14 protein-coding genes are annotated in these 17,518 nt (G+C 69.4%); 11 read left to right on the forward strand and 3 right to left on the reverse strand.

The window, feature by feature from the left end; all coding sequences use genetic code 11:
* The first annotated feature begins 42 nt into the window (after window positions 1-42).
* From Q9G87_RS44820 to Q9G87_RS44830, 3 genes are all read left to right on the forward strand, one after another.
* On the forward strand, window positions 43-1,068 hold the full coding sequence (locus Q9G87_RS44820; protein WP_305922735.1) for a LacI family DNA-binding transcriptional regulator: 1,026 nt from the start codon (window positions 43-45) through the stop codon (window positions 1,066-1,068).
* 99 nt (window positions 1,069-1,167) lie between these two features.
* Complete coding sequence (locus tag Q9G87_RS44825; protein WP_305922736.1) at window positions 1,168-1,887, forward strand: LamG domain-containing protein; 720 nt, start codon at window positions 1,168-1,170, stop codon at window positions 1,885-1,887.
* A 31-nt stretch (window positions 1,888-1,918) separates the two neighbouring features.
* Entirely contained in the window at window positions 1,919-4,228 is a 2,310-nt protein-coding gene (locus Q9G87_RS44830; protein ID WP_305922737.1) for a PQQ-dependent sugar dehydrogenase, read from the forward strand.
* A gap of 33 nt (window positions 4,229-4,261) precedes the next feature.
* On the opposite strand, the gene Q9G87_RS44835 is transcribed toward Q9G87_RS44830, so the two are convergent.
* Window positions 4,262-4,687: a hypothetical protein gene (locus Q9G87_RS44835; protein WP_305922738.1), complete on the reverse strand. Its 426-nt coding sequence runs from the start codon at window positions 4,685-4,687 to the stop codon at window positions 4,262-4,264.
* 702 nt (window positions 4,688-5,389) lie between these two features.
* Here Q9G87_RS44835 and Q9G87_RS44840 point away from each other — a divergent pair.
* The 3 genes from Q9G87_RS44840 (at window position 5,390) to Q9G87_RS44850 (ending at window position 9,749) form a co-directional block, all read left to right on the forward strand.
* Window positions 5,390-7,429, forward strand: coding sequence for a hypothetical protein (locus Q9G87_RS44840; RefSeq protein ID WP_305922739.1), 2,040 nt, complete (start codon window positions 5,390-5,392; stop codon window positions 7,427-7,429).
* A complete protein-coding gene (locus Q9G87_RS44845; protein ID WP_305922740.1) occupies window positions 7,426-8,997 on the forward strand; it encodes an ABC transporter substrate-binding protein in 1,572 nt (523 codons plus the stop codon). Before Q9G87_RS44840 ends, Q9G87_RS44845 begins: the two co-directional genes overlap by 4 nt.
* 152 nt (window positions 8,998-9,149) lie before the next feature.
* Complete coding sequence (locus Q9G87_RS44850) at window positions 9,150-9,749, forward strand: dihydrofolate reductase family protein (protein ID WP_305922741.1); 600 nt, start codon at window positions 9,150-9,152, stop codon at window positions 9,747-9,749.
* 15 nt (window positions 9,750-9,764) lie between these two features.
* Here the strand turns inward: Q9G87_RS44850 and Q9G87_RS44855 are convergent, their stop codons facing one another.
* Entirely contained in the window at window positions 9,765-10,781 is a 1,017-nt protein-coding gene (locus Q9G87_RS44855) for a leucine-rich repeat domain-containing protein (protein ID WP_305922742.1), read from the reverse strand.
* A gap of 134 nt (window positions 10,782-10,915) precedes the next feature.
* On the opposite strand from Q9G87_RS44855, the gene Q9G87_RS44860 reads away from it, so the two are divergent.
* A complete protein-coding gene (locus Q9G87_RS44860; RefSeq protein WP_305922743.1) occupies window positions 10,916-11,638 on the forward strand; it encodes an SRPBCC family protein in 723 nt (240 codons plus the stop codon).
* Window positions 11,639-11,689: 51 nt separating this feature from the next.
* Window positions 11,690-12,586, forward strand: a complete 897-nt coding sequence (locus tag Q9G87_RS44865) for a hypothetical protein (protein ID WP_305922744.1) — start codon at window positions 11,690-11,692, stop codon at window positions 12,584-12,586.
* On the opposite strand, the gene Q9G87_RS44870 is transcribed toward Q9G87_RS44865, so the two are convergent.
* Window positions 12,583-13,272 carry a thymidine kinase gene (locus Q9G87_RS44870; RefSeq protein WP_371825922.1) on the reverse strand — a complete coding sequence of 230 codons (690 nt, stop codon included), beginning with the start codon at window positions 13,270-13,272 and terminating at the stop codon, window positions 12,583-12,585. The two genes, Q9G87_RS44865 and Q9G87_RS44870, sit on opposite strands and share 4 nt — an antisense overlap.
* 27 nt (window positions 13,273-13,299) lie before the next feature.
* Here Q9G87_RS44870 and Q9G87_RS44875 point away from each other — a divergent pair, with 27 nt between their 5' ends.
* From Q9G87_RS44875 to Q9G87_RS44885, 3 genes are read left to right on the forward strand one after another with little or no spacing between them, the layout of a single operon-like run.
* Window positions 13,300-13,671 carry a hypothetical protein gene (locus Q9G87_RS44875; RefSeq protein WP_305922745.1) on the forward strand — a complete coding sequence of 124 codons (372 nt, stop codon included), beginning with the start codon at window positions 13,300-13,302 and terminating at the stop codon, window positions 13,669-13,671.
* 6 nt (window positions 13,672-13,677) lie between these two features.
* Window positions 13,678-15,678: a hydantoinase/oxoprolinase family protein gene (locus Q9G87_RS44880; protein ID WP_305922746.1), complete on the forward strand. Its 2,001-nt coding sequence runs from the start codon at window positions 13,678-13,680 to the stop codon at window positions 15,676-15,678.
* Window positions 15,671-17,479 (forward strand): hydantoinase B/oxoprolinase family protein, encoded by a 1,809-nt coding sequence (locus tag Q9G87_RS44885; RefSeq protein WP_305922747.1) that lies wholly within the window; start codon window positions 15,671-15,673, stop codon window positions 17,477-17,479. The genes Q9G87_RS44880 and Q9G87_RS44885 overlap by 8 nt, the downstream gene beginning before the upstream one ends.
* The last annotated feature ends 39 nt before the right edge of the window (window positions 17,480-17,518 follow it).

Below are 17,518 nucleotides of genomic sequence, written 5' to 3' on the forward strand. Positions count from 1 at the left end.
GTTACGATTACACGGGATTCAGCCCCGGACAAGGGGGTTCGTATGGCACATCGGCCGCCGCGCCTCGTGGACGTCGCCAAAGCCGCAGGAGTCTCGCTCGCCACCGCCTCGCGTGCCATGACCGGCAGCACGGGGGTCAGCCCTCAGGTCGCGGCCCACGTGCAGGCGGTCGCCTCCCAGGTGGGATACGTGCCCAACAGCCACGCGCGGGCGCTGGCAGGCGGGCAGGCGGCCATCATCGGGCTGATCGTGCACGACGTCGGGGACCCCTACTTCGGCGAGATCGCCAGGGGTGTGCTGCGCGAGACCGAGAGCCTCGGCTACCTGGCGCTGATCAGCCAGACCCAGCGCGACCCCGGCGCGGAGCTGGGCAGGATCCGGGCGCTGCGGGCCCACCGGGTGACGAAGATCGTGCTGGCGGGCTCCGGCTACATCGAGGCGGCCACGGAGGTCGACATCGCCGCCGAGGTGCGCTCGTACACGGCGGCGGGCGGCCGGGTGGCCGTGATCGGCCGGCATCACCTGCCGGTGGACGCGGTGTTGCCGGACAACGCGGGCGGCGGGGTGACGCTCATGCGGCACCTGCTCGACCTGGGCCATCGCCGGTTGGGCGTGCTGGGCGGCCCGGCCAACCTGACCACCGTGGCGGACCGGCTGGCGGGGCTGCGCACCGCGTTCGACGTGGCCGGGCTCGACTGGCGCTCGGTCCCGGTCGTGCACGGGGACTTCACCAGGGAGGGCGGCGCGGCGGCGACCGCGCAGCTCATGCGGGCGCGTCCCGACCTGACGGCGGTGGTGGCGTTGAACGATCCGATGGCGGTGGGCGCCCTGTCGTGGTTGCTGAACCACGGGCGCCGGGTGCCGGAGGAGATCTCGGTGGCCGGGTTCGACGATGCGCCGGTGGCGCGCGACGTCTACCCGGCGCTGACGACGATCAGGCTGCCCATGGTGGGGATGGGCAAGGAGGCCTTCGAGCTGGTGCTCAAGCCTCCTGCCTCGCGCCCACGCCGCCGCCGTACCCGTCACGAGCTGGTCATCCGCGCCTCCACCGCCCCGCCCCCGCCCTGACGTCACCCCCCTTGACAGACCTTTCCCCCGGGATACGATCCGCTCGAAGGTCACGTAAGCGCTTTCGGAAGCGCTTACGCCCGGCGAGAGGATGCCCGGATGTCAGCCCTTCGCACTCTCACCCTCGCGGCCGCACTCGCCCTGGCCGCCCCGGCACTCCCGTTGCCCGCCCACGCCGTCGCCGCCCAGGACTGCGCACTCGGACACGCCCGCGTGAAGGGCGTGGACGCGGGGCACAACTGGGCGCCCGTTACCCCCGCCAAGTGGCAGTTCCCCGGCGACCAGGTGATTCTCGCCGAGGCCGGGGTCGCCCGCCCAGGACCGCGCCGGCCCTTCGAGTACGCGGTGCTCAAGACCGGCCCCGAGTTCGCCTCGGCACGCATCGACGCGAAGGTCCGCCTGGACACGCCGACCAGCGTCAGCAACCGCGACGTGATCATCGTGTTCGGCTACCGGTCGGACACCGAGTTCTACTACGTGCACCTTTCTCAGGACAACACCATCTACCCGCACAACGGGATCTTCGTCGTCAACAACGCCGACCGCCTGCGCATCGACGACCAGTGGAACGGCCAGGTCGGCGCGCCGCCCGCGGTGACGGACACCGATTGGCACCGCGTCCGCGTCACGCACTGCACGGACACCGGCCGCATCTCGGTCTACGTGGACGGCGCAGAGACCCCGCTGATGACGGCCACCGACCGCACGTTCGCCTCCGGCCGGGTCGGCTTCGGCTCGTTCGACAACATCGGCAGGATGCGCGACCTGACCGTCAAGGGCACCCCGGCCCCTGACGGCACCGCACCCGTTGAGCAGTGAACCCGTGAATCGACACCCTTGGTGGTGAGGCATGCCCAGAACCCTCCGAGGCCTGATGGCCGTGCTGCTGGCGATCGCGTTATGCGCCTCGCCGGCCACCGCGCAGGCGGAGCCGACGCCCCTCGACGACCCCATCCCCGAGAAGCCCACCCCGTCGGGCCTCACGCTGACGCTCGAGGAGTTCGCCTCCTTCCCCAAGACCGACACGACCCCGGCGCCGACCGACCCGCGCCTGGTCCGCTGGGCCAGGATCAACTACCTGGGCGAGCTCCCCGACGGCTCGCGCCGCCTGTACGTCAACGACCTCAACGGCAAGCTCTACTTCCTGGACAAGAGCGGCGGCCGGCCGCGTGAGTACCTCGACGTCGGCGCCACGTTCGCCCCCGACTTCATCTCGGGACGCGGCCTCGGCAGCGGCTTCGGCTTCGCCGCTTTCCACCCGGAGTTCGGCAGGAACGGCACGTTCTACACCGTCCACACCGAGTGGGGTGACGCGCTCACCACCAAGACCCCCGACCTGCCGCCCCAGCCGGGCGTCCGGTTCCACGGCGTGATCACCGAGTGGACGGCCACGGACCCGAAGGCGGGCACCTTCTCCGGCACCCGCAGGGAGGTGCTGAGGCTCGGCTTCTCCGGCCAGATCCACGGCATCCAGCAGATCGACTTCAACCCGGCCGCCCGCCCCGGCGACAAGGACTACGGCCTGCTCTACATCGCCGCAGGCGACGGCGGACGCGGCGTCAGCAGCGACGACCCGCAGAACCTGGCCGTGCCGCACGGCAAGATCCTGCGCATCGACCCGTCCGGCACGAACGGCGCCAACGGCCGCTACGGCATCCCCGCCGGCAACCCGTTCGTGAGCCGGCCGGGAGCGCTCGGCGAGATCTACGCCTACGGCATGCGCGACCCGCACCGCTTCAGCTGGGACCCGCAGGCCGGCAACCGCCTGTTCCTGGGCCACATCGGCGAGCACGCGATCGAGGCGATCTACGACGTCGGCGCCGGGGACAACCTGGGCTGGAGCGAACGCGAAGGGTCGTTCCTGTTCAACAAGGCCGACCGCTGCCACCTCTACACGCTGCCGGACAACGACGCCGAGTTCGGCTACACGTACCCGGTGGCGGCCTACGACCACGACCCGCCGCCCGGCCACTCCTGCACGTCCGACAGCGGCCACGCGGTCGTCGGCGGTTTCGTCTACCGAGGGCTCAAGCTGCCGCTGCTGCACGGGAAATACCTGTTCGGTGACATCGTGGACGGCCAGGTGTTCTTCACGGTCGCCGCGCAGATGAGGGAGGAGACCGGCCGCCGGGCCACCATCTACAAGCCGCGGCTGGTGGACGCCGCCGGCAAGCAGGTCACCCTGCAGGACCTGGCCGGCCACTCCCGGGTGGACCTGCGTTTCGGCCGTGACGCCGCCGGCGAGCTGTATGTGTTGTCAAAGGCCAACGGCAAGATCTGGAAGGTCACGAAGGCCGGGTGGACGCCGCCCGACGTGCTGCCGAGCCTGCGAGACGACCTGGTGGCGGCGTACGACTTCGAGCATCCCGTGGCCGGTGACCCGGCCAAGGAGCGGGACCAGGGCCTGTCCGGCACCGACATCACGCTCGTCAACGGCGGCGCCGCCATGCGCGTGGCCGACCGCGCCTACCGGGGCAGCACGTACGCGCTGCAGACCCGCCAGGTCGAGCCGGCCACGGCAGGCAACGACGACTGGAAGGCCGGGATCTACGGCGAAAACGGGGTGCCGACCCTGCGGGCGTTCAACGCCGTCCAGGGCGTGACCATCATGGGCTGGTTCAAGATGCAGGGCACGGGTCCCGCGCCCAACTCCAACACCGCCGACCCGGCCGACTTCTTCAACGCGATCGGCCTGGCCGGGGTGCTGAGCGGCAACTCGCAGGGCCATGACGTCAGGGCGCTCCTGGAGCTGATCACCGTGAACGGCGAGCTGCGCGTGGTGGCGCTGGCCCGCCGCGTGGACGGCAGCAGCTCACAGACCTTCGCGGCCGGCCAGCCGTGGCAGGAGATCCTGCCACGGGACCAGTGGGTGTTCCTCACCGCGACGTTCGACTTCGACACCGCGACGATGAAGCTCTACCGGAACGGCCGCCCGCTCGACGGCTTCTCCACCGTCGCCGGCGACCCGTGGGGCGTCGAAGGAGACCCCGAGCCGGACGTCACCTCGGCGACCGACCCGCGAGGCATCAAGATCGGCGGCAGCTACCCGCAGAACACCCGGGAGCAGAACCCGTGCGACTGCCGCATGGACGGGCTGATGTTCCTGGACCGGGTGGCCTCCCCAGGGGAGGTCAGAGCCCAGTACGAGCTGATGCGCTGACGTCGTGGGCCGCGCCGGCCCGTCCGGCGCCGCTCACTTGGGTGCGGGTGTCTGCGAGACCCGGTGGTCGGTCAGGTGCAGGTCGCCGTTGAGTGTGGGCTTGATGACCTCCAGCACCTCGAGCGGGCCCAGGACGGTCCAGCGGGGGCCCACCAGATGGGGGTTGTACTCGGGCGCCCGGTCCATCCACTCGTCCTTGAGCTTCTCGGTCTTGAAGGTGTTGACGAAGAACTCGCCTTCCTTGGTCTTGCAGTACGCGGTACGGATTTCGTCGGCGTCGACCTGCATCTTCGGCTTGCAGCCCACCTTGGCGGAGAGTTGCTCGACCGTGAGGGGGGCGGCGTTGGCCTGCGCATTTCCCGCTGCTCCGTAGTCACTGTTCTTCCCGACGTACTGGGAACAGCCAGTGACCAGCCCGGCCAGCAGCGCGAAAGCGGCCAGACGTGGAAATGTCGTCATGTGCGGAGGTACGCAGGGCCTGCCACCGTGGTTCAGCAACCTGCCGCCTCGGTTCAGCGCAGGATCACGCAACCACCCCAACCGTGCAGGAGACCTTACGGGGGCGCACGCGTGGGAGCTCTCACCGGGGATTGCCGACTTCTTCTTCTTGAGGCATGCCTTGAAACTCCATCCCTCATACAGGCGGTGGGCCTGGATGTGGTTGATCTCTGTGATGGAGGTGATGTCGCTGCGCACATTTGCCCTTGTACTTGCCCACACGAATTATCAGCGTCCCCAGTTTGGTGTCCTTCTCCGCGTGTGTGTACACGCATCTGGCGCTCCCCGGGGCCGATGCGTTTCAGTAGGAGTCCGCGTCAGCGGGTGCCGTCCTCGGCGCGGTTACTCAGAGCTACCGGCCCGAGTCGTGCGCGCTCCAAGGCACTCTGACATCGCTGTAGCGTCGAGGCGACCAGCCGACACAGGTGGAAGCCGGGTCATGCGCCGGCCTGGACCGGACGCCAAAGGGATCGGCGGTCGATCGCCGAGCCGGGCATTTCGGAAATTGGCGCTTCGTCATGGCCCTTTTTGTCAAGCATGGCATGACGCCACGGCCGGAACTTCCTTGACCTGGAGCCATATGTTTGATCGCAGAAGCCGATCCTTTGCACTACTGTGTCTGCACCGGGAGTTGCGGCGATTCGCATCGGTGGATGGGGATGCATGGAGACAATCCATGGGCGGAATGGCCTTATCGACGAGCTTGTGCCCGGACTGGTCGGCCTCCGATTCGACGGCAGGCGCGCTGAGTTCACCTACCTTCGCCGCGCACCGTACATCGAGATCGCCGGTGAGCGCGGCGCTGGGAAGACCGCGGTTCTGAAGCGCCTGGAAGCCGGTTACAGCCAACGCCTGCCCCTGGTCTACGCGGACCTGGGAAAACCCGACTTCGGCAGACCGGGGCTCGGCGCCTATACGGTGGACCGCGTTCCGAACGCGTCCCCCGTCACGGACCTTCTCTATCTCCTGGCGCACGAACTGGGGGTGAAGGTCAAAGGCTTCAGCAAGCCAATGGAATTCCCCCGGCTGCTGCACGGACTACTGGCCATCACCGCCTGGGAGACGACCTCCCCTGCGGAGTTGGCGGCGGCCAGGGCCCGGCTCCATGGGATGGTCAGCCTGCCCAAGAAAGTGCCGGATCCCGCGGCGAAATTGCTGGCGAAGGTGGTCGGCTCCGTCACCGCCGGCCTGGGTGTTCCCGCCCCGCTGGACGACGTGGTCAAAGCACTCGTCGAGATCGCCGGGGAGGCGTTGTTCGCGCGCGGCGTCCGCCGGGACGCCCTCGGCTGGTGGGACCAGCAGACGGTCAGAGCCGGCGGCGACGGGCTGGACCAGCTGTGCACGCTGGCAATGAACTTCCGCGCTCGCGGGAGCGACCGTACCAAGGCCCAACAGCATCTGGCCGCGGCGCTGCTGGAGGATGCGGCCGCCTATTACGGATGGTGGCGCAACCAGAACCGGGATCCCCGCCCCCTGATGCTGCTCGACAACGCGCACACCGAGTTGGGCGAGGGCTTTCTCGACCTGTTGCTGCATGCCCAGAACGCGGCCGCCAAGAACGACCGGCCGGCGCGGATCGTCGTGCTCGCCGCCTCACTTCAGGATGCCGGCGACCGTCCTGACATCGGCTCAGCACTGCCCCTTTTGACGTGGCGGGAACGGCCGGATCCGGCGTCTCGGGACTGGCTCTTCCGGCTCAAGCTCGCCCGGCTGACGGTCAACGACATTCAGGCCATGTTGCCGGAATTCCAGCGAGATGACGGCCTCGCCAAGCTGATCGAGCGAGTCAGCGGAGGAAACGCCCGGATCGCCGACGCGTTCGTCCGTGCGGCCGCGCACGCCTCGTCCACAGACGGCGGGGTCAAGCTGGAGGGGCTGCTCGACGACGTTTCCCTCCGGGACGGCCGCTCGGCCACCACGGGCGCGCGCCTGCTCGAACAGCTGCTGCCGGACAGCCGCGCCCTGCGGCACCTGATCTTTTACGCGCCCGCCCTGGACGAGCCCGCCGCCGAGCATCTCAGCGGCCGCTTCCCGCCGGACGACGGCGACGGTCTGCCCATAGCGAAGGCCAAGAAATACCTGCGCGCCACTTTCTGGTCAGACCCGCGCTGGCCCGGCCTGAACGGTCCCTTCGTCCGGCATCGGGCCCTGCGCACCCTGCTCATCCACGAGCTGCGCACCCGCAAGGATGAGGAGACCTGGACCGCGTTGCACGACGAGCTGCGCTCCTTCTACGCCCCACAGGGGTTCGACAAGTCGGCGAGCAAAGCCGAATATCTGCACCACACGCTCGCTCTCGGCGATTCCGCGACCGTCATCCGGACCCTCCACCAGCTCTTCGACCAGCTGGACGCCGCCTCCTGGCTCAAGGCCGTGAACCTCATCTGCGCCGCCCCGCAGCCGCCCGCGGGAGCGACCGGCCGGTCCGAACCCGATGAGCCGTGCCTCGGCTGCCTGGGCACCGGAGAGGACGTGCATCACGTCATCGAGGTGCTCGTACGGGAATTGTGGCGGCAGTCAGCGCCGCTGTCGGTGCCCGACGAAGAGCGCATCGGCCGCATAGAACTGCAGCTCCTCCTTCTGGCCGGGCGCAGGAAGAGCCCGGCGCAGGCCGTCTTCGACGCCGCCCGCCGAACCTGGCCGGAACGGCTGCGCAACTGGAACCAGGCCCCCTATCTGACGATTCCGGCGGGAGACGAATGATGAAGCTGCACCCGTTCCGGCGGCTGGGCCTTTGGTGGCGGACTCTCATCCGGCGGCTGCGCCATTGGTGGCAGACTCTCGGCCGGTTGACCAGGCGGCTGATCGCCGTCATCGGCGCCCTGCTAGTGCTCACGGCCGTCGCGATTCCAGTCGGCCTGGTCATTCGGAACAGGTTCTACTGTGATCCCTATGACGTCCGGCGCGTGTCTGTGACCGAGGCTGAGCACGAACGGGAGGAATGTGTCGGCGTCAGCGGCGGGTACGCGTTCGAGCGGCGCTTCGATGGGATCGTGCAGGCGATGGCCAGGGAGAACGCGTTCGCCACAAAGGGCGGGTCCGGCAGCTATGTGACCATCGCCTTCCTCGGCCCGCTGACCCAGCCGGAGCCGCGGGTGGTGCACCAGCTCGAAGGCGCCGTGGCGGCCCAGCGCCGGGCCAACCGCGGCGAGGTCGCGGGCGTGACTCCCCTGATCAAACTGGTGCTGGCGAACACGGACAGCACGGAGAGCAACTGGCGGGAGACGACCGAAGACCTGCTCGCCATGGTCGACTCGGACGACCGGCTGGTCGCGGTGGCTGGGCTGGGGCGCAGCACCAGCTCCACCCTCGAGTCGCTGAAGCTACTGGCCACGAAGAACTTGGCCATGGTCGGTGATGCCGTCACCTCCGACGCCATCGACAGGACCAAGGTGCACGGCTTCGTCCGGGTGAATCCGCGCGTCAGCGAACAAGTCAGGCTGCTGGCCACGTACGTCGGCGACTCGGCCGAGAAAGCCGCCGGTGGGAAGGGATGGCGTACCGCGGCCCTCATTCATTCCGCCAAACCCGGTGACCTCTATGCCGACTCTCTGGCGGCCGAGTTCAAGAAGCACATGAAGAAACAGTGGGACGCCGGTGGCGACGTCGCTTACCCGTTCAGTGACCCGCCGGGGAATCAGTGGCAAATCATCATGAGCAATCTCTGTGCCCGCCCGCCCGACATGATTTTCTATGCCGGGCGAGGACGCGACCTGCATGCCTTCGTGAGATCGCTTAGTGAAAGCGCCAAATGTCTGGGGCCTGTCAAGATAGTCACCGGCTCCGACGCTGTACGGCTGAAGGCCGAGCAGTCCCCGCTGGGCACCTTCGACGCGGTGTCGCTGATATACGCGCCCTTGGCCGAGCCATTGCTTCTCGACTGCGCGGAGAATCAGTCGTACCAGCGGCTGCTGGAGGCGTATCAGAGCCTGGGGTTCGACAAGGAGCATCTCGGCACCGGCTGGGGGATCATGGCGCATGACGCGGTGCTCGCCGCCGCGCAGGCGGTGCGCTGGGCGGCCGGCGGCTCAGGGAAGGACCCCGTCACGCCCGGCGACGTGGCCGGGATTCTCCCCCTGTTCGCCCAGCCCAACACGGCAGTGTCCGGGGCGAGTGGGCCGGTTATGTTCGACTCCGCGGCCGGAAACCGGCTGGGGCTGCACCTTCCCGTCCTGCAGTTCCGCCAGGGCGGCACGCCTGACGTGCTGTCCGACCCACGCCAGGCCGAGGGACATCCGTGCCACAGCCCAGGCGAACTGCCACCGCGCTGACGCGCCTGTGAGAGGGCCATCCCGATGACTCGATCGGGAGCCCGCATCCTGAAAAAAGATTCCGGCCGACATGTAGAGAACAGACGGACGGCTCCGACCTCCCCGTGAAGGCGGCGCCAGACGAGCGCCGGAAACACACAGGAGGCAGTGAGATGAGCAAGGTCACTTGTGACATGGCGATGTCCCTCGACGGCTTCGTGGCTGGCCCGAAGCAGAGCCTGGACCAGCCGTTCGGCGACGGCGTGGGTGACCGCCTGCACCAATGGATGTTCGATGAGCCCGAGCAGCACGCCGCAGTGATCGAGGGCATCACCGCGGCCGGCGCCTTCATCATGGGCCGCAACATGTTCAGCCCTGGCCGCGGCGCCTGGGACCTGGACTGGAACGGCTGGTGGGGCGACGAGCCGCCGTACCACGCGCCGGTCTTCGTCCTCACTCACCACCCGCGCGAGCAGGTGACGATGAAGGGTGGCACGACGTTCATCTTCGTCACCGACGGGATCGAGGCGGCGATGGCCCAGGCGCGTGAGGTCGCAGGCGAGCGCGACGTGGCCGTCGCCGGCGGCGCCGAGACGGTGAACCAGTACCTGGCGGCAGGGCTCATCGACGAGCTGCGCTTGCACGTCGCGCCCGTGATCATCGGCAGAGGCGAGCGGCTGCTCCACAACGTCGGGGACATCACCCTCGAACCCCTCGGCGCCCCCTCGGGCACCCGCCTCGTCACCCACCTGACGTATCGGGTGATCCGATAGAAGGGCCGCCTCGGTTCAGCGCAGGATCACGCAGCCACGCGCGGTCAGCCTCCGCAAGACCTCGGGGTCTCCGTCGAGCTTGTTCCACCGCAGGTCGAGCTTCTCCAGCGCGGGCAGGTCGGCCAGGCACTCGGGCAGCTCGCGCAGTCGGTTGTTCCGCAGGTCCAGGTGGGTGAGCTGGGGCGGCATCGCGTCCGCCAGCTCGCGCAGGCGATTGTTGCGGAGATCCAGCACGCGCAGCTCGCCGAGCCGGTGGATCGAGGCGGGCAGCCGGGTCAGGGCGTTGCCCTGCAGGTGCAGCTCCCGAAGCCGGGCCAGGCCGCCGATGGTGCCGGGGAGTTCCTCCAGGCGGTTGTTGTAGAGCCGCAGCTCCACCAGCGAGGCCATGGACCCGATCGGATCCGGCAGGCGCGTGATGCGGTTGTCGGTCAGATTGAGGTAGGCGAGCCGGTCCAGCCGCCCGATCGACTCGGGCACGTGCGTGAACAGGTTGTCGCTGAGGTAGAGGTAGTCGGTGAGGGGCAGGTCGCCGAGCTCGGGCGGGATCTCGGTGAGCCGGTTGTGGCCCAGGTCGAGCATGCGGAGGCGGGTCAGGCCGCCGATGGCTGCGGGGATCTCGGTGAGCGCGTTCTCGGCCAGGTTGAGCGATTCCAGGCCGGCCAGTTTCCAGAGGGAGCCGGGCACCTCGGTCAGGCCGTTCCCGCCGGCCGCCAGGTGGCGCAGCGCCGGGGGCAGCCGGTCAGGCAGGGCGCCGATGCGGTTGCCGTACAGGAAGAGTGTCTCCAGGTGCGGCGGGCAGGCCGGGAAGGACGTCAGCTCGTTGCCGTCGAGGTGCAGCGCGCGTAGCGCGGTGAGCCGGGAGAGGTCAGGCAGGCGCCGCAGGCGGTTGCCGTCGAGCCGCAGTTCCTCCAGCGCGACCAGCCCCGCCACCCGGTCGGGCACCTCGGCGATCGCGTTCCAGGCCAGGTCGATCAGCCGGACGTCGTCCGGGACATGCGGGAAGACGGTCAGTTCGGCGTCGGGCGCGCGCATGGTGTCGATCATCCCAGACGAGCGGTACGGGGATCAAAGGGCCGCGGTCTTTCTACCGTCGGCTCCATCCGCACGTCGTTGGGCGGACCGTCTGGCAGGTGTTGCCCTTATCCGGGCTGGTCGTGGCTGCTTAGATGGACGGCATGAAGGTGGCGGGCAGCGCCGTGATCGGCGTTCAGCGGGATCAAGTGTGGGCGGCGCTCCAGGACCCGGCGGTGCTGGTGCGCACCATTCCGGGGTGCGAGCGCCTGGAGGAGTGCGGGCCGGACACCTACCGGATGACGGTCAACGCGGGGGTTGCGTCCGTCAAGGGCGTTTACCAGGGGGAGGTCGTGCTGGCGGATCCGCTGGCGCCCGAGAGCTTCACGCTCAAGGCGCGCGGGCAGGGTGCGCCGGGGACGGTGGACGCCACCGTCCAGGTACGGCTGAGCGAGATCGACGGCGGGACCCGGGTCGACTACGACGCGGACGCCGTGATCGGCGGGATGATCGGCGGGGTCGGGCAGCGCATGCTCGGCTCGGTGGCCAAGCGGACGGCGGGGGAGTTCTTCGCCGCCGTGGAGGAACATCTGTGCGCACCTGCGGCTCCCGGCCTGGCCCTCGAAGCGGACATGGCCGCTGTCCCGGCGAGCACCGTCCCGGCGGGTTCTGTGCCGGGTGTGCTGGCGGGCGAGCGCACTGGTGCGGCGGGTGAGGCCGGTGCCGCCGGGGCCGTTTACGAGCGGCCGCCCAAACGGCACACCGAGACGCGGCCGTGGGTGATGCTGGCGTCGTTCGGCATGGGGGCGGGCATCGCGCTCACGAGTGTCGCGATCGGCTGGGTTCTCGGCCGCGCCTCCCGCCGCTCCCGCCCCTGACGTCCAACGGGGCTCTAGAGGAAAAGGATCTCCAGGCGTAGCGTGGCGGGTATGCGGCAGGCACACGCGGAGGACGCACGGACAGAAGCCAGGCGAATCGTACGCAATCTACTCGGCGAGGAGCGCCCCACCGCCGAGACCCTGATCGGTGACGTGCGCCCCGTGCTCGGGGACGAGCGGACCGACCGCACGCTCGAACTCGCCCTCGGCGCCTCGCTCACCAGGCGTTCCGCCGAGCTGGCCGCCCTCGCCGCGCTGCTGGTGGGCACCCGCGAGCTGGGCGCGGACTGGTGGGCGCGGTCCAGGGGCGGCAAGCTGCCGCCACCGGACGAGGTGGTGCGCACGGCCGTCGCGATCGAGCCGTGGACCGACCTGACCGCGCTGGAAATGCTGGCCGCCTGGATCTCCGACGACGCCGCCGACCAGCTGTGGGGCCAGCCCGTCGCCCGGGTCGATCTCAACTCCTGGCAGGCCGAGGACCGGTTCGACCTTCCGCCAGGTGCCAAGCCAGGGCAGCGGCTGGTGGTGCACTTCGACGCCGGCGGGCGGCTCGACGCGGTCGTCACCCGGCGGGCCGACGAGGATCTCGGATCCAACCTCGACTTCCACTCCCTGCGGTACTCGCGGCCCGCCGAGGCGCAGTGGAGCTGGGGGGTGGCGGCCGGCCTCGGCCCGCACCGGCTGCCAGGGGAGAGCCCCGACCCTTACGCTCGCGAGGTGCCCGCCGCCGCCGTGGGCATCCTGCGTGCCTGGGCCCTGCGTCACGGCGCCTCGCGCGAGCAGCTCGGCGAGCGCTGGGAGACGGTCGGCGACGTGGTGGCCGCCATCGAGCGGGTGGACTGGATGTGGCGCAGCGGCGAATGGTTCGGGTGGTGGCGCGGCGCGTCGGCGCTCGTGGACGACTCGGCCTACCTGCCGTACCGGCTGGAGGAGCTGGCCGCCGGCTAGTTGGGTGAGCCCTCGCCCAGCAGCCCGGAGCGGTGGTGGCGGCGGCAGAGCACCTGGTAGCGGACGGGGGAGGCATCGGTGTCACCGATCACCACCTGCTCGCCGGTCCGCACCATCGCCCCGCCCACGACCCTGGCGTTCAGCAGCCCCGGCCGCCCGCACCAGCACAGCACCTCGACCTGCAGCCTGGACACCTCGTCGGCCAGCTCGAACAGCCGCTGCGCCGCCGGGAACATCACGGAGCGGAAGTCGGAGGCCAGCCCGAACGCGTACACGTCCACGCCGTGCTCGTCCACCAGGTCCGCCAGCTGCTCGATCTGCTCGACCGTGTAGAAGCACGCCTCGTCGCAGATCAGATAGTCGACCCGGGTGCGCACCCCCGTCACCAGCCGTACGAGGTCGAGCGAGTCGTCCACCTCGATGGCCTCCAGCCCGAGCCCGATCCTGCTGGTGACCTTCGGCCCGCCCGACCGGTCGTGCTTGGTCAGCACGAGGCCGCGCCGGCCTTGCCGCCCATGGTTGTAGTTCATCTGGAGGGCGAGCGTCGACTTCCCGCAATCCATGGGCCCGAAGTAGAACTTCAGTACAGCGTCCCTGGCAGCAGACGGTACGGCAGACAAGGCAGACGATTCGGTCACGGGGCGCCAGCTTAGCGGCTTGGCTTGTTCCATGACCTCGTGGGACATTTTCCCCCTGAGGTTTCAGGAGGAACTATGGTCACCGATAAACCACCGGCGCTCGACGCGATGATGAAGCAGGACGACCTCACGGCCGCCCAGGCGGATGCCACCCGATGGCGTTACGGCTTCCTCGTCGTCGTGGTGGGCATTGTCGCGGTCCTGGTGGCCTTCGGCGCCGCCGTGTTCGCCACGCGGGAGTTCGCCCCGTTGTTCGCTGGTGTGGCGGGAGTGATCGGTACCATAATCGGTGCATATTTCGGGGTGCAGGCGGGGCAGTCGGGAAAGGCGAGGGTCGAAGCTGAACTCGCCAGATCTCAGGAGATGGTGATCCGGCTGGCGGCGTACGTCGGCACGGAAAACGCGCCCCGAGTCATCGACGAAGTGCTCGGCCGACGCCGAAGCTGAGGAGCCATGCGTAGCGTCCGTATCGGAGTGGACACCGGAGGCACATTCACCGACGTAGTCGCGGTGGACGAGCAGACCGGTGAGATCCTCACCACGAAGACCCCCTCGACCCCCGCCAACCCTGCGGACGGATTCCTCGCGGGCATCGCCAAGCTGGGCGAGCTCGACGTCGGCTCGATCGTGCACGGCACCACGGTGGCCACGAACCAGCTGCTCGAGGACCGGATCGCGAACCTCGGGTTCATCACGACCGAGGGCTTCGAGTTCATCCTGGAGATCGCCAGGCAGAGCGTGCCCGACGGTTACGGCAACTCCTACTTCTGGGTCAAGCCGCCCAGGATCGTTCCCGTGCACCTGGTGAAGACCGTCGGCGGGCGGCTCGACCACCTGGGCAACGAGGTGTGGCCGTTCTCGGAGGAGCAGGCCGTCGAGGTGGCCCGCTGGTTCCGCGCCAAGAACATCACCGCGATCGGCGTGTGCTTCCTGCACTCCTACGCCAACCCCGAGCACGAGCGCCGCATGCGCGAAGTGCTCTGGCGCGAGCACCCGGAGGCGGTGATCTCGTTGTCGAGTGACGTGCTGCGCGAATACCGCGAGTACGAGCGCTCGGTGACCACCCTCGTCGACGCGGCCGTCAAGCCCGCCATGCGCGGCTACATCGCCAGCCTCTCCACCCGCCTGGGCCAGCCGTTCTCCGTCATGAAGTCCAACGGCGGCATCCTGTCGGCGCGCGAGGTCGTCAACCAGCCGATCACCACCGTCCTGTCCGGGCCGGCGGCGGGCGCGCTGGGCGCGGCGCTCATCGCCGCCACGGCCGGGCACAGGTCGGTGATCACGCTGGACGGCGGCGGCACCTCGACCGACGTGGCGGTGGTGATCGACGGTGAGCCGTCCATCACCACGGAAGGCGCCATCGGCCGTTACCCGTGCAAGATCCCGATGATCGACATCGTCACGGTGGGCGCGGGCGGCGGCTCGATCGCCTGGATCTCGCCCGAGGGCACGCTCAAGGTCGGCCCCAGGTCCGCAGGCGCCGACCCGGGACCGCTCTGCTATGGCAAGGGCGGGACGGAGGTGACGGTCACCGACGCGCACGTGTTCCTCGGCCGCATCCCGCCGCACCTGCTCGGCGGCGAGATCCCGCTGAACGCCGACGCCGCTCGCACCGGTATCGAGGGCCTGGCCGACAAGCTCGGGCTCAGCCCGGAGCGCACCGCGACCGGGATTCTGGAGATCAGCGCGTTCAACCAGAGCAACGCGATCCGGCAGCTCACCGTCAAGCGGGGTCTGGACGTGCGGGACTTCCCGCTGGTGACGTTCGGCGGGTCCGGGCCGCTGCTGGCGTGCCGGCTGATCGACATCCTGGGCCTGCCCTCGGTCGTCATCCCGCGCGACCCTGGGAACGTTTCAGCGTTCGGGCTCCTCACGGTGGACGTCAAGAACGACTACGTTCGCACGTACGTCACCCGCGACCTCTCCCTCGGCAAGGCCGCCGAGATCTTCCACGACCTGGAGCATCAGGCGGGCGAGGCGCTGGACCGCGAGGGCTTCGACGACCCGGTCTACGTCCGCAGCGCCGACCTGCGCTACTACGGCCAGGGCTACGAGGTCCGTGTCCCCGCCCCGGCCGGCGAGATCGACGGCGACTGGCACGCCCAAGTGATCGACCGCTTCCACCAGGCCCACGAGAAGCTCTATGGGTACGCCTACCGCGACGACCCCCGCCACGGCGTCGAATGGGTGAACCTGCGCGTCTCCGGCGTCGGCCCCATCACCCGCCCGACCCTGCGCCCGCTGGACAAGCCCGGCCCAGGCGCCACCGCCGTCCGTCCCGTGCACTTCGACGAGACCCGCGACACCCCGATCCACCAGCGGGCCGCGCTCGGCGCCGGCGCCAAGGTGTCGGGCCCCGCCGTGATCGAGGAGTACGGCTCGACGATCCCCGTCCACCCCGGCTTCACCGCCATGGTGGACACGTACGGAAACGTGGAGATAAAGCGTGACTGACCCCATCCTCATCGAGATCGTCGAGGGCACGCTGGCCTCCGTCGAGAAGGAGGTCGAGACCGCCATCGCGCGGACGGCGCGCTCGCCGATGATCCGCGACGCGCACGACTTCCGCGCCGGCATCCACGACGTGCGCCTGCGCAAGCTGACCGGCCGCTCCTACAGCGCGCTCGTCCAGCCGATCGTGCGTGACTTCCCGATCGAGACGATGAAGCCCGGCGACGTCTACTTCCACAACGACGTCTACCTCTCAGAAGGCGGTATCGGCCACCTGCCCGACCTGTGCGTGACCGTGCCGGTCTTCCACGAGGGCGAGGTCGTGGCGTTCGTGCAGGCCTTCGGCCACCACGACGACATCGGCGGCGCCGTGCCGGGCTCGATGCCCTCGCACGCCCGCTCGGTGTTCGAGGAGGGGCTGATGGTCCCGCCGATCAAGCTGTGGGACGAGGGCGTGCCGAACGAGGCCGCGCTGCGCATCATGACCCGCAACTCGCGCATGCCCGACTCGCTCGCCGGCGACCTGGACGCCGAGTGCTCGGCCTGCCTGATGGGCGCCCGCCGCCTGGCCGAGCTGTTCGAGCGGTACGGCAGGCAGGCCATCGAGGAGTGCTTCGACGCGATCATCTCCAAGACCACGGAGACGTTCCGCAGGGAGCTGCTGTCGAAGATCCCCGAGGGGACGTACGTGTGGGAGGACTACGCCGAGCACGACGGCGTGGACGAGCCCCGCCTGCACGCCCAGCGCATCACGCTGACCGTCGACCACGCGGTGGACTCGCCGCTGACGATCGATTTCACCGGCACGTCCCCGCAGGCCAAGGGCCCGATCAACCACGCCGGGGACTACGCCGACGGCGTGTTCCTGAAGAAGTGGCTGGCGCCCGTGCTGCGCAACCTCGCCGACACGCCGGAGCGGATGGCGGAGCTGGACGTCAACGAGGGCGTGGTGCCGCTCATCACGATGATCTTCCCGGAGAAGGGCACCCTCCTCACCCCGATCTTCCCCGCTCCCACGAACGCCCGCACGTTCGTCATCCTGCGCCTGCTCGGCGTGCTCGCCGGCGTCCTGGCGAAGGCCACGGGCGGGCGGATGCCGGCCGACCAGGAGACGATCCGGTACACAGGCGTGTACGGGACGGGCGTGGACGGGCAGCCGTACCTGATGCGGGAGGTGCTCGGCGGCGGCTCAGGCGGGCGCTGGTACGCCGACGGCGAGGACACCATCCACGTGGTGCCCGACTCGCGCAACATCCCGGTCGAGTTCGCCGAGGCGCGCTGGCCGTTCCGGGTGGAGCGGCTGGCGCTGGCCTGCGATTCCGGCGGGCCCGGCATGTTCAGGGGTGGGCTGGGCTACGACAAGCACATCAGGATGCTGCGGGACGCGTCGTACATGTCCATCGCGGATCGGTCCATCCTGTCCTGCTGGGGCGTCAACGGCGGCCTCGCCGGGCGGCCGTTCCGGGTGGAGATCGGCGGCAAGGAGATGGAGGGCCTGGTCGACGACTACCCGGTCCAGGCCGGGGAGGTCATCCGCATCCGGACCACCGGGGGTGGGGGCTGGGGGTCGCCGTACGACCGGGATCCGCGGGCGGTGGCGGCCGACGTCCGGGACGGCAAGGTGTCCATCGCCGGCGCTCTCGGTGACTACGGGGTTGTGCTGGACGGGGACCGCATCGACGAACAGGGCACGGCCGAACTCCGCGCCACCCTCCGGCCGCCGGCGGACCGGTTCTTCGACCGGGGGCCTGGCTACGCCAAGCTCTCGGGTGGGCGGAGTCTCGCAGAGGTAGACGAGTTGTGAGGAGTTAATCACGCTTCGTGATGACCGGAGCTAGCATGA

Origin of the sequence: Nonomuraea turcica (assembly GCF_030718205.1) — a bacterium.
In the GTDB taxonomy this organism is placed as follows: domain Bacteria; phylum Actinomycetota; class Actinomycetes; order Streptosporangiales; family Streptosporangiaceae; genus Nonomuraea.